Source organism: Gemmatimonas phototrophica (assembly GCF_000695095.2).
Classification (GTDB): domain Bacteria; phylum Gemmatimonadota; class Gemmatimonadetes; order Gemmatimonadales; family Gemmatimonadaceae; genus Gemmatimonas; species Gemmatimonas phototrophica.
Map to the genome: position 1 here is coordinate 3,513,460 of NZ_CP011454.1, position 12,866 is coordinate 3,526,325.

Annotated in this window: 10 protein-coding genes; 9 read left to right on the plus strand and 1 reads right to left on the minus strand. The window is 65.0% G+C overall.

Annotated features, from left to right (window positions below; genetic code table 11):
* Nucleotides 1–26 precede the first annotated feature (26 nt).
* On the plus strand, nucleotides 27–1,199 hold the full coding sequence (gene iadA / locus GEMMAAP_RS14830; protein ID WP_026848569.1) for a beta-aspartyl-peptidase: 1,173 nt from the start codon (nucleotides 27–29) through the stop codon (nucleotides 1,197–1,199).
* 204 nt (nucleotides 1,200–1,403) lie between these two features.
* On the opposite strand, the gene GEMMAAP_RS14835 is transcribed toward iadA, so the two are convergent.
* Nucleotides 1,404–1,904, minus strand: a complete 501-nt coding sequence (locus tag GEMMAAP_RS14835; protein WP_026848568.1) for a hypothetical protein — start codon at nucleotides 1,902–1,904, stop codon at nucleotides 1,404–1,406.
* A 181-nt stretch (nucleotides 1,905–2,085) separates the two neighbouring features.
* Here GEMMAAP_RS14835 and GEMMAAP_RS14840 point away from each other — a divergent pair, with 181 nt between their 5' ends.
* The 8 genes from GEMMAAP_RS14840 to GEMMAAP_RS14875 all read left to right on the plus strand — a co-directional run bounded on the left by GEMMAAP_RS14840 (nucleotide 2,086) and on the right by GEMMAAP_RS14875 (nucleotide 12,857).
* Nucleotides 2,086–4,899, plus strand: coding sequence for a M14 family metallopeptidase (locus GEMMAAP_RS14840; RefSeq protein WP_053333692.1), 2,814 nt, complete (start codon nucleotides 2,086–2,088; stop codon nucleotides 4,897–4,899).
* Nucleotides 4,900–5,020: 121 nt separating this feature from the next.
* Complete coding sequence (locus GEMMAAP_RS14845) at nucleotides 5,021–5,734, plus strand: TVP38/TMEM64 family protein (protein WP_053333691.1); 714 nt, start codon at nucleotides 5,021–5,023, stop codon at nucleotides 5,732–5,734.
* A 161-nt stretch (nucleotides 5,735–5,895) separates the two neighbouring features.
* Complete coding sequence (locus tag GEMMAAP_RS14850) at nucleotides 5,896–6,600, plus strand: energy transducer TonB (protein WP_026848566.1); 705 nt, start codon at nucleotides 5,896–5,898, stop codon at nucleotides 6,598–6,600.
* A gap of 337 nt (nucleotides 6,601–6,937) precedes the next feature.
* Nucleotides 6,938–8,281, plus strand: coding sequence for a cyanophycinase (locus GEMMAAP_RS14855; protein ID WP_053333690.1), 1,344 nt, complete (start codon nucleotides 6,938–6,940; stop codon nucleotides 8,279–8,281).
* A gap of 11 nt (nucleotides 8,282–8,292) precedes the next feature.
* Nucleotides 8,293–9,321 carry a c-type cytochrome gene (locus GEMMAAP_RS20635; protein ID WP_053333689.1) on the plus strand — a complete coding sequence of 343 codons (1,029 nt, stop codon included), beginning with the start codon at nucleotides 8,293–8,295 and terminating at the stop codon, nucleotides 9,319–9,321.
* A gap of 2 nt (nucleotides 9,322–9,323) precedes the next feature.
* Complete coding sequence (locus tag GEMMAAP_RS14865) at nucleotides 9,324–11,048, plus strand: amidase family protein (RefSeq protein ID WP_053333688.1); 1,725 nt, start codon at nucleotides 9,324–9,326, stop codon at nucleotides 11,046–11,048.
* 55 nt (nucleotides 11,049–11,103) lie between these two features.
* Nucleotides 11,104–11,607 carry a hypothetical protein gene (locus tag GEMMAAP_RS14870; RefSeq protein ID WP_026848565.1) on the plus strand — a complete coding sequence of 168 codons (504 nt, stop codon included), beginning with the start codon at nucleotides 11,104–11,106 and terminating at the stop codon, nucleotides 11,605–11,607.
* A gap of 137 nt (nucleotides 11,608–11,744) precedes the next feature.
* Nucleotides 11,745–12,857: a hypothetical protein gene (locus GEMMAAP_RS14875; RefSeq protein WP_158514880.1), complete on the plus strand. Its 1,113-nt coding sequence runs from the start codon at nucleotides 11,745–11,747 to the stop codon at nucleotides 12,855–12,857.
* Nucleotides 12,858–12,866: the final 9 nt, after the last annotated feature.

Sequence of the window (12,866 nt, forward strand, 5' to 3'; positions counted from 1 at the left end):
GCGGGGGCCTCCGGGTAACGTTCAGCATGCTCGTTCTTCTCAAAAACTGCACCGTATTTGCCCCGCACCCCCTTGGCCAGCAGCATCTGCTGATTGCCGGCGAACGGGTGGTGTGGATGGGCCCTGATCTGGCAGCCCTCCCGCCCGCGCTGAACGCGGAGGTGGTGGACCTTGCCGGCACCGTCGTAGTCCCCGGGCTGGTGGATGGCCATGCCCACCTGAGTGGCGGCGGTGGCGAAGCGGGGCCCCAGAGCAAAGTGCCGGCGCCCTTCCTGAGTCGCTACACCAGCGCCGGTGTTACCACCGTGGTGGGGGTGCTGGGCACTGACGATACCACGCGCACCACCGGTGAGCTGGTGACGGCCGCCAACGGTCTGGTCGCCGAGGGGCTGTCAGCGTGGTGTCACACCGGCGGGTACCACGTGCCACCGGTGACACTCACCGGGAGCGTGCGCGGCGACATTGCGTTTGTGGACCGCATTATTGGCGTGGGTGAGGTGGCCATTGCCGATCATCGCAGCAGCCAGCCAACAGTGGCCGAGCTGCTGCGGCTGGCGAGTGAGGCGCATGTGGGAGGCCTCATGAGCGGCAAGGCCGGCGTGCTGCACCTGCATGTGGGCGATGGGCTGCGCGGGCTGGCGCAGATTCGCGAGATGCTCTCGGAGAGCGAGCTGCCGCCGCGGGTGTTCAACCCCACGCATGTGAACCGTCGCAAGGCGCTCTTTGACGAGGCCGTGGCGTTGGCGCGGGCGGGGTGCGTGGTGGACATCACCGCGTTTGACGTGGGCAAGGACGAAGATGCCTGGAGCGCCGCCGATGCGCTGGAGCGCTACTGGGCCGCGGGCGCGCCGTTAGCCAACGTGACCGTGAGCAGTGATGGCGGCGGGTGTCTGCCCACCTTCGACGCCAACGGTCGTGTGGTGGCCATGGATGTCGGCGATGCCGGCACGCTCTGGCGCACCGTGCAGACGCTGCGCGAACGCGGCCACGCATTGGAGCAAGTGCTGCCGCCGTTCACCAGCAACGTGGCGGATTTGCTACGGCTGCCACGCAAGGGGCGCCTTGCCGTGGGGCATGACGCGGACCTGCTGGTACTCGACAAGAGCGGAGCGATTTGCGATGTGATGTGCCGCGGCGCGTGGCATCAGCGCGACGGGAAGACCGTGAAGCGGGGGATGTTTGAGGGGGGTGCGGAGTAGTATCCGCGACACCGTCGTGAAAACCGAGCACTGAAAACTCCAACTGACAACTGAAAACTCGAACTGAGAACTGAGAACTCCCGCCCCTAACGAGTAGTCGGCAACGTGCACAGCCGACGGGATCGCGAAAGAGCCGAGAAGTCCTCAGTTGTCAGTTCGAGTTTTGAGTTGTCAGTCCAAGTTTTCAGTTGTCAGTCAACTACCTCAATGCTTCATCCCCGTATTGCACCCTTCCTCGAGCACCTCGAAGGCGTCGTGCAATCCCTTCATGGCGGCCTTGAGCGCGGCGTCATCGGCCTTGCTGTTCACCAAGGCCTGCACCTTGAGCGTCTCGCCAGTCAGTCCGGCCTGAGCCTTGGCGATCGCGGGCTTCTGGCAGGCTGCTGGCGCCTTGGAGGCGGCGACGGCCTTGGCCGAGGTCACCATGTCGCCAATCATGCCGCGCGTGGGGGCCAGATCGTTCTTGTCCTTGGCCGGGTGCCAGGTGGCCATCATGAGCATGTGATAGGCGTCGAGCTCCTTCCAGCCCTCCGCCTTGGCCTCCTTGCCCCCTTCCATCTGCTTCATGTGCTCGGCGTGCATGGCGGCATGATCCATCTGGCCGGCGGGCTTCTTGGCCGGGGGCTGCTTGTCCTGCGCCTGGGCCGAGGCGGCCAGGGACAGGCTCAGGGCGGTCGCCAGGGCGAGTGTGGTGCGAATTACCATAGGGAGATGAGTTCCAGGTGGTGAGGTTTCCGGGCTCAGCCGGGGAATGCATAGCTGCATCTTACCCAACGTCGGCCGAGGGCGCATCGTAGTCCTTCTGGTACCCCCGCGTCCCCTCCAGTTCCGGGGCGTCCGGCGGCCGGTTCCGGCTGCCCCTGCACACTCTCCACCCGTCCCCCGCATGCCTCTTCTGCCAACGCTGCCGCGCCTGGCGCGCGCGAGCCGATGGTCCGCCGCCCTGCTCGTGGCGGCCACCCTCCCGCTCTCGCTGCAGGCCCAGTCGCGCACCACGCCCAAACAGTTCTTCGGGCACGACATTGGCGCCGACTACGAGCTTCCCAATTACTCGAAGCTCCATCAGTGGTTCATCACGGTCGCCAAGGAAAGCGACCGCGTGTCGCTGGATACCATTGGCCTCACGGAAGAAGGCCGGCCGCAGGTCATGGCTATCGTGACGAGCCCGGAAAACCACAAGAAGCTCGCCCGCTACAAGGAAATCGCCTCCAAGCTGGCCAAGGCCGACGGCATCGACTCGGCCGCCGCGGCCGCGATGGCCAAGGAAGGCAAGGTCATTTTCTGGATTGACGGCGGCCTGCACGCCACCGAGGTACTGGGCGCGCAGCAGCTCATGGAAACACTGTGGCAGCTCTCCAGCCGCACGGACGACGAAACGCTGCGCATTCTGAACGACGTGGTCATTCTCATGGCCCACGCCAATCCGGACGGCATGGAGCTCGTCACCAACTGGTACATGAAGGAAGGCGACAAGCTCAAGCGCACCACGGCCACCATTCCGCGGCTGTACGAGAAGTACGCGGGGCACGACAACAACCGTGACTCGTACATGAACGCGCTGGCCGAAACGCGCAACATGTCGCAGCAGCTGTTCGTGGAGTGGCACCCGCAGATCATGTACAACCACCACCAGACGGGTCCTACGGGCACCGTGATGGCGGCGCCGCCGTACCGGGATCCGGCCAACTTCTGGTTCCACCCGGCCATGATCACGGGGCTCGACCTCGTGGGTGCGGCGCTCAATCACCGCTTTGTGCTGGAGCACAAGCCGGGACTCACCTTCCGCGCCGGCTCCAACTACAGCACGTGGTGGAACGGCGGCCTGCGCACCACCGGCTACTATCACAACCAGATCGGTATCCTCACGGAGACCATTGGTAACCCCACGCCCATGCGCGTGGCGCTGGTCCCCGATCGCCAGGTGCGGTCGGCCGGATTGCCCATGCCCATCGAACCGCAGGTGTGGCACTTCCGGCAGTCCATCGACTACTCGGTGAGCGCCAACTACGCCTTCCTCGACCTCGCGTCACGCTATCGCGAAACGTTCCTGTTCAACCGCTGGGTCATGGGTCAGGATCAGATCAAGGCCGGTGGCAAGGACAACTGGACCATCTCGCCCAAGCGTGTCGCCTCCATGGTGGAAAAGATCACCAAGGACCGTGGCACCGTCGCCGCCGAAGTGCGTGCCGGTGGGCCGCGCGGTGGTGGGCAGGCGCCCAGTGTTGGCAGCTCGGTGGCCAACGATCGCTACATGGCCGAACTCAAGAAGCCGGAGAATCGTGACCCGCGCGCCTATATATTGAGTGCGTCGCAGAACGACTTCCCCACGGCCACCAAGTTTGTGCGCGCGCTGCAGTACTCGGGCATTGATGTGCACAAGGCGTCGGCGGCGTTCAGCGCCAACGGCAAGCAGTTCCCCGCCGGTTCGTGGGTTATCAAGACCGACCAAGCGTTCCGTTCGCACGTGCTCGACATGTTCGAGCCGCAGGATCACCCGAATGACTTCCGCTATCCGGGTGGCCCGCCAATTCCGCCGTACGACAATGCCGGCTGGACGCTCGCCTTCCAGATGGGCATTCAGTTTGAGCGTGTGCTCGATGCCGTCAGTGGTCCGTTCGAGAAGGTCAACGGCATCACCGCCATGCCGGCCGGTACGGTGGCCAAGGGCAAGGCGGGCTACTTCATTCACGCCAGCGTGAACGACGGCGCCACGGTGGCCAACCGCCTGGCCAAGGCCAAGGTGAAGGCCTCGCGCATTCCCACCGAGTTCAAGGACGGCAGCACCACGTGGCCCGCGGGCTCGTGGTTCGTTCCCGCTGGTGGCGCAGCCGACAAGGTGGTGGCGCAGGCTGCGACCGACCTTGGGGTGAACTTCGCCGCCGCCAACGGCAAGCCATCGGGGCTGCAGCCGGTACAGCCTCTGCGTATTGGTCTCATTGACCGCTACGGCGGCAACATGCCCACCGGCTGGACGCGCCTCATTCTCGAGAAGTTCGAGTTTGGCTACACCACGGTGTATCCGCAGGAAATCGACGCCGGCAACCTGAAGGCCAAGTATGACGTGCTCGTCTTCACCGACGGCATGTTCAGCGAAGCGGGCGCCGGTCGTGGCTTTGGCGGCTCCCCCGACACGACGCTCATTCCCGCCGAGTACCGCAAGGAGCTGGGTCGGGTGTCAGCGGAGAAGTCGGTGCCGGCGCTCAAGGCGTTCGTGGAAGCCGGTGGCCGGGTGCTCGCCATCGGGTCCTCCATTGGACTCGGCAAGGCGATGGGGCTCCCCATCGAGAACTACCTGGCCGATGCCAATGGCCGCGCTTATCCGGGCGAGAAGTACTACATCCCCGGCTCGGTGCTGGAAGTGAAGCTCGATACGTCGGCCACCATTGCCGCAGGCATGGCGCCGCGTCCGGCCGTGATGTTCGACAACAGCCCGGTGATGAAGCTGGGTCCCGATGCAGCAGCAAAGGGCGTGAAGCCGCTGGCCACCTTCGATACGGCCACACCGCTGCTCTCGGGGTGGGCGTGGGGCCAGGAGCTGCTCAAGGACGGCGTGGCGATGGCCGAAGCGAACATGGGTAAGGGCACGATGTGGATGTTCGGCCCGGAAATTCTCTTCCGTTCGCAGGCGCACGGCACGTACAAGCTGTTCCTGAACGCGCTGGACGGCGGCTTCAAACGGCCGGTGAAGGCGATGCAGTAACCGCCGACGGGAGCCCCTGCTTCCGGGCGACTTAAAACCCAAGACCCGAGCCCAGAACCCGGAACTGATCAGTTCCGGGTTTTGTGTTTGGGTCATGGGTTGTGGGTTTATTTTTTGACGCATGGCTCTCACACTCCGTTCTGCCGCCTCCGGCGCCGCGAAGCTGGCGGGTATGCTCGTTCCGGTTGGCCTGGGCCTTGGCGCCAGCAAACTGGCCTCCCCCTACATGCCTGGCTTCACGGAGTGGGTGAATACACTGGGGCCCTGGGCCCCGGTCGCGTTCGTGGTGGGGTACATCGTGGCCACGGTGTGCATGATGCCGGCCTTTCTGCTCACCATTGCCGGTGGTGCGGTGTTCGGCATGCTGAAGGGGTCGGTACTGGTGCTCATTGGCTCCACCATTGGGGCGGCCATTGCGTTCACACTGGGGCGCACCGTGCTGCGCTCATGGGTCGCGGCCCAGATTGCCAAGAACCAGACGCTGCAGATCGTGGATCGAGTGGTGGGCCAGGAAGGGCTCAAGCTCATGTTCCTGCTGCGCCTCTCCGGCATCGCGCCGTTCGTGCTCACCAACTACGCCATGGGTGTCACGTCGGTCTCACTCACGCACTTTCTGCTGGCGCTGCTGGGAATGCTGCCCACCATTGCCACCTACACCGCGGTCGGGCAGTCGGGGGCGCAAACGCCCGGTGCCGGCGCCATTCCGTCGTGGATTCTGTGGATGGGCATCAGCGCGGCGGTCATTCTCGCGGTGACCATCACCCGCATTGTGCAGAAGGCATTGCGCGAAGCGCAGATGCGCCACGACATGGAGCGCCTGGCAGAGATGAGATGAACGGCACCACGGATAGGAACCGTTGCCGTTTTCCGGCAGCTTGCCCGATTCCTGTATTCACCGAAACGTCATCTTTTCAATTGGCTGACGTAATGCATTGCCCATGACCGGTTAACGGTCCGGTCCCATGCTATCTCCTCAACCTATTGCGGAGGTAGTTCATGTTCTCCACGTTGATCGAATCACGGGCGAAATCGCCTCGCCGCACCGCCGGCAGCATTGCCTCGGTTACCCTGCATGCCGCGGTCGTGGGCGCGCTGGTCGCCGCCACCGCCAACGCCACGGTGCGCACAGAGAATGACCCGGCCGAAACACGGGTGATCTTTCAGACCACCCCGCCGGCGCCACCACCACCGCCCGCCGCGCCAACGAACGTGCCGCGTGTGTACACCAACAGTGCCCCCGCCCTTGGTGCGCCGTCGCTCAACATTCCCATTGATATCCCCACCGGCATTCCCCCGGTGGATCTGTCGCGCGCGGTCACGAACGCCGACGATTTCTCCAAGGGCATTCGTGGGGTAGGCACCGGCATTCCAGGTGGGAATCAGTCGGCCACCAATGCCGACTACTACTTCGAAGGGCAGGTGGAGAAACCGGTCATGACACTCCCGGGCACGGCGGGCCCCCTCTTCCCGGAAATGCTGCGCTCCGCGGGGGTGATGGGGCAGGTGCTGGCCGAGTTTGTGGTGGATTCCACAGGCCGCGCCGAGATGGGCACGTTCAAGGTGCTCAAGAGTGATCACGAGCTGTTCACCAGTGCCGTGAAGCAGGCATTAATGCGGATGCGCTTTTTGCCGGCCGAGGTGGGCGATCGGAAGGTGGCACAGCTGGTGCAGCAGACGTTCCAGTTTACGCTCAATCGGTAGTAATCCTCCTGGTGCTCTGATAGGCTGGCACTTTTTAGAAGCTCTCACGGAGGGCACGGAGGGACGGAGGGCACTGAGCCGACCCCGCGAAAATCGTGGAGTAGGCTCCGTGCCCTCCGTTCCTCTGTGACCTCTGTGAGAGCTTTTGCTTTTTGCCCCCCGCACGAATCGATGCGCCGCGGCGTATGTTTTCGGCTGGCGATGCATTGGGCATCGCACATCCTTCCGGTGCTGGCCTATGCGTTCGACCACATCACTTTTCATTGGCGCACTTATGCTAAGTGCCTGCCGCAGCTCGTCTACTCCCGTATCCGCAGCGAGCCCCAGTGCCATTCGCGTGGGGCCCGAAAAGGGATCGGTGCTGGTGGTGGGTGGTGGTCAGCAGGGCCCCGAAATCTTCGCCAAGTTCATTGAATTGGCGGGCGGCCCCGACGCACTCATTGTTGAGGTGCCCACTGCCGGCGATGACTCGATTGACGTGAGCACCGTGGGGCGCGGGCTGCGCGCGGCGGGAGCCAAGAACCTGGTGGTGTATCACACCACCAGCAAAGCCGTGGCCGATGCCGACAGCTTCGTGGCCAAGATCGCCAATGCCCGCGGCGTGTGGTTTGGCGGCGGTCGGCATTACCGTCTGGTGAACTCGTACATGGGCACCAAGAGCCAGCGCGCTTTTGAAGCCGTATTGGCGCGTGGCGGCGTGGTGGGTGGCTCTTCGGCGGGTGCCAGCATACTGGCCAGTTATCTCGTGCGCGGGGCGCCGTCGAGCAACAACCGCATCATGAACCACCCGGACTATCTCACCGGCTTTGGCTATCTGCGTAACACGGCGGTGGATCAGCACGTGGTGGCGCGCGAGCGGCTCGCCGACCTGTACGACTCGCTCACCATTCGGCGTCGCGATCTGCTGGCCATTTCAGAAGATGAAGGCACGGCCTGGGTGGTGCGTGGAGATACCGCCGAACTCATTGGGCGCAGCAAGGGTTTCGTGTACAACAGCCGCGAGCTCACCGACCAGGGCAAGCCATTCATGACGCTGTTGCCGGGCGACAAGTTTGATCTGGGGGCACGTCGCGTGCTGTCGCGGGCCGCGTCGGCATCGCGTCTCGATGGCCCTTTTCTCGACGATGTCTTTGGCGTCTACAGCAACGGGGTGCGCGGTGGCGCCGCCGTGCTGGTCGCGCGAGAAGGCAAGGTGCTGCTCAATCGCGCGTATGGCATTCCCATCCAGCCGCGCTTCACGCCTGAAACCTCGGTGCCGCTCTTTGATCTCGGTCGCCTGAGTGGCGTGTTGAACGCCGCCTTTGTGCCCGATAGCACGGGCCGACTGTCGGCGGCATCCATTCGCCGCGTACAGGGCATTGGTGGCATGCAGCGCGCGCGCTACGATAGTGTGCAGCTCACGTGGCGGGCCAACGTGGATGACTTGTATCGCTTTGAGCTGGGGCGGTTTGTGGTGAGGCCCGGGGCGCGCGACACCAACACGCCCCCGGCGCCGTTCAACATTGAGACCGTGAACGGTCAGGTGCGTCACGCCGTGTACGGCACCGACGACGGCATGCGCAACGCGTGGGTGCGATACCCCGCCGAGCGGTTGGTGATCATGGTGCTGACCAACGACAGCACAGCGGATGCCCGGGCCATGGCGCAGCGGGTGGCGGAACGCGTGTTGACGCCGCGGTGAGCATACGTCGAATGCCACGCGTGATCATCGCCCGTTCCACCCTGTTGAGTGCATCGCTCGCGACGTCGCTGTGCTTCGTCAGTCATGCGCTCACCGCACAGTCATCGCCCAATGCGGCCCCCTTTGTGGTGCCGGCATGGGCTTTCCCCACTTCGCCGCCGCCACCGAAAGGCACGCCACCGGTGGTGTACGACAGTGTCACGCTTCATGGCGTACCCAACTCCACGCAGCGGTACACGAGGAAGCAGGTCGCCAACGCCTTCGACATTCCCGACTGGTTTCCGCGGCAGCACCCCGCCATGCCGTCATCGGTGCAGTATGGCGTACGCCCTGACGGACGCGCGTGCGGGTTTTGTCACCTGCCCGACGGACAGGGGCGCCCGGAAAACGGCACGCTGGCCGGGCTGCCGGTGGAGTACACCGTACGGCAGGTGCGGGCCATGCGGGACGGCACCCGTGGGCACGCCAATCCTTCTGGCACCGCCAATCCGATGATCTCGGTGGCCAAGGGTTTTGCCGACGACGAGGTGCGCACGGCGGCACGGTATTACGCGCGCCTGCGCCTCACGCGTCGCAACATCATTCGCGAGGTGGCCGACGTACCCACCACACGCATCGCCGGCCTGCTCTATGCCTTGGATGGCACCGGCACGGAGCCCATCGCCGGTCGACTCATTGAGGCGCCGGAGTCCATTGAACGGCACGAGCTGCGCGATCCATGGGTGCGCTACACCACCTACGTGCCGCTGGGGAGTCTGGCCCGCGGCCGGCGCCTGACGACGCCAGGTCCCGTTGGTGCCCCCACCAACTGTGCCACCTGTCACGGCCCACAGCTGCTCGGCGTTGGAGACGTGCCGCCCATTGCCGGTCGCGCGCCGTCCAACCTGCTGCGGCAGCTCATCAACTTCCGCACGCGCGCGCGCCGCGATTCCACGGCGACGCCCATGTATGCAGTCGTGGATTCGCTGACCATCGACGACATGGTCGCTCTTGCGGCCTATGTCGGTTCCCTGCCCCCTTCGCGCTCGCCGAGGAAGTAGCCATGCATCGTGTTGGTATGGTCCGTGTTGTGCCCGTATTGCTCGGGTGTGCGCTCGCGGTGAGCAGCAACACCCTCGGCGCACAGGCGAAGCCCACCGCGCAGTTTTCCGTCGTAGAAGCCAGCATTCCGCAAATGCAGGCGGCGCTCGCCGCCAAGCGCGTCACGTCGCGTCAGCTGGTGGAGCAGTATCTCGTGCGCATAGCCACCTATGACCAGCGGCTGCACGCAAGCATAACCGTGAACCCGCGCGCGCTGCAGGAAGCGGACGCCCTCGATCGGGAACGGGCGCAAGGCAAAGTGCGGGGGCCGCTGCACGGCATTCCGGTGGCACTCAAGGACAACATTCACACCGCCAACATTCGCACCACCGGCGGCGCGCTGGCCTTTGCCGACTTGCTGCCGCCGTACGACGCCACGCTCACCAAAAATCTGCGCGACGCCGGCGCAATCATCATCGCCAAGGCGCAACTGACTGAGCTGGCCAACTGGGTAGCCTCGGGGATGCCGGGCAACTACAACGCCGTCAATGGTCAGGGGCTCAACCCGTGGGATGCGCGCCCCGATCCGCGCGTAGGGCTCGACGACGGACGCGCCGTGATGGGCACCGGCGGTTCGTCGAGTGGTGCCGGCACCAACGTGTCGTTCTGGGCCGGGAATGTGGGCACCGAAACGTCGGGCTCCATTCTGTCGCCCTCGCACGCCAACATGCTGGTAGGCATCAAGCCCACCGTGGGGCGCATCAGCCGGTACGGCGTGATTCCCATTACCGCCGACCAGGACACCCCCGGCCCCATGACGCGCACGGTGGCCGATGCCGCGATCATGCTGGGCGCCATGGAAGGGGCCGCCCCCGATCCCAATGATGCCGCCACCAAGGTGTGTACGCCGCCGGCCAACCGTGACTACACCCCGTTCCTCAAGGCCGACGCGCTCAAGGGCGCGCGCATTGGCATTCCGCGCGCGTTCTTCTACGACACCATCACCTCGGGCGGCAGCAGCACGCCACGCGGTGGTCTCACCGCCGCGCAACGCACCGTGATGACCGAAGTGATTGCCGTGCTCACGGCGCAGGGCGCCACCATTGTGGATCCGGTGGTGATTCCCAGCATCAGCGCCAAGAACGCCGACGACAACTTGCTCGACTGGAACCCGTGCAGTGGGCTCGAACAGGCCCGCGGACGTGATGCGAATTGCTCGGTGGTGCTCAAGTACGGCATGAAGCGGGACTTCAACATCTGGGTGGCCTCACTTGGGAGCAAAGCGCCACTCACGTCGTTGACCGCGTTACGGCAGTGGAACATTGCCCATCAGCGCGCGGGCGCCATCAAGTATGGCCAGGCGCAGCTGGATATCTCCGACGAGATCGATGTGCGCCTCGATCGCGAGCGCTACGACGCCGACCGTCGCAAGGATCTGCGGCTCACTGCCGACCAGGGCATTGATGCCGTCATGAAGAACGCACAGCTCGATGCGCTGCTCTTTCCCGGCGTGAGCAGTGCAAACATTGCAGCGCGTCCCGGCTACCCGAGCATCACGGTGCCGTACGCGCTATTGCCCGTGACCGCGCCGGCGTCGCAGCCGTTCCCGGCGGGCTTTGATCCCAAGCCGGCGCCATTTGGTATTTCGTTCACGGCCGGGGCGTGCGCTGAGCCCAAGCTCATTGCCCTCGCTTACGCCTTTGAGCAGGCCACGAAGAAGCGGCAGGCTCCGGCCGGGTTCCCGTGAAAGGGTGACCATGAACGACCGCCAGCGACCAGCGGGCAATTAACGGCTGGCCGGCGTGCTCGTCCAACATGATGTCGGTGCTGGCCTCACAGGAGCGGCACCGGGTACCATTGAGAAGAACCTCTTTCAGGAGTACTCCATGCGACATCTCACACGGACGTCGGCCTTGGTTGCCGCCATGGTGTTGACCGCGGCCACGGCCCAGGCGCAGGGGGCTGCCGGAGCCGCCGGTCGAGCGGCCGGACAGGAGCGGCGCGCCGCCGCGCAGGAACGTCGCGCCGACGCGCGCGAAAACCTCGGGCAGAAGCTCAAGGACATGACCCCCGAGGAGCGCAAAGCAGCGCTCGCGCAGGCCAAGGAACGCCGTGAGGAACGGCGCGAAGAGCGCCTTGAAAACGCCACGCCGGAGCAGCGTGCGTGGGCCCAGGCAATGGCCGCCGAGGGCAAGCGCATTCAGGAAGGCGTCAAGGCCGGGACCCTCACACGGGAGACCGCCGCCGCGCAGCTCAAGGCGTGGCGTGAAGCGAATCCGCGTCCCAAGGGGAACGGCGGCTTCTGATCGCTCGGCTTGTAACCTTCTCGCTGGCGCTGCCGGCCTTGATGGCCTGCGCGTGGACCAAGGTTCACGCGCAGGCCGCCGGTGATTCCGTTCGCACCGCTCCACCACGCTCCGCACCAGGTGCGATAGACCGTGGATTGGCCACACGCACTCGGCAAACGCTTACCGTCTCCGGCACCGAACGCCGGTATCGCATAGGCGCGGTTGATGTGCAGGAACGCGCCGCGCCGATGACGTGGCGGCTGGTATCGCCGCGAGTCGCGGCCCGCGTGAGTGGCATACCCGTATCACTCGATGCGGCGGACGCACAGGTGCAAGGCGTAACGCCTATTCGCGCCCGCCTTGATTTCATACTCCGTGCCGGGGACACCCTTAGCGTGTACGGGCGCCGAGGCAGCACGCCGCGCACGCTCAACAGCGTCGAGGCCAGTGCACTGGGGGCTGCCGGCACGTCTGTGCTTGATCTCTCCAGCCTGTCGATGGGCCTTGCTTCGCAGGTCGGAGTGCGCGGCAAGTGGTCGTTGCCTGTTGGCAGCGTGGTACTCGGCGTGAGTGCGGCTGCTGAGCGTGACTTGCCGCCTCCCGCCACCGGTGTGGTGTTCTGGCAGGGAACCACAGTGCGTGGTGGTGCGAGCGTGACAGGGCTTGTGGGCGAGCAGACGCTCACCGTAAGCGCTGATATCAGCAGCAGCCAGGCCGACTCTTTAGGCGGCCGCAACCAGTTTCCGGGCGGCGGCGCATTCACACTGGGCGCGTCCAGCAGCGGTGCGGTCAACGAGGCGGGGACCGTCTGGTTTTCCGGTGACGTGTTTTACGTGCGCCCCTTTGGCAACGACCGCAACGATCAACCCACGCGTCTCATTCCGCAGGGAAGCTTTGGCGGCGTGAGCGGCCTGCTGTTGCTGGAGAGCGGCACGTTGACGTGGACGCCTACCGTGTCGCTGTTGCGCGAGTCGAGTGCGGCGTCGGTGACCACCGTGCAGCAGGGCACCCTGCCCTCGCGCACTTCGCTGCGGGGCAGCGCGTGGAGTGTGGCGGCCGGGCTGAGTGTGGATCTGCCGCTGGGGGCCTCAGTAACCGTCTCCCCCGAAGTGGGGGCGGTGAGCGGTACGGTGAGTTCATCGCTGGCGCAAACCAACGGCCGAATTGTTGGACGACGCGGACGCGTGGTGAACGTGACCAACACCAGTGCGTTTAATGACGCGGTGCGCGGCTGGTGGGGTGGGCTGTCGCTCAGCGTGCGCTACTGACCAGTATCG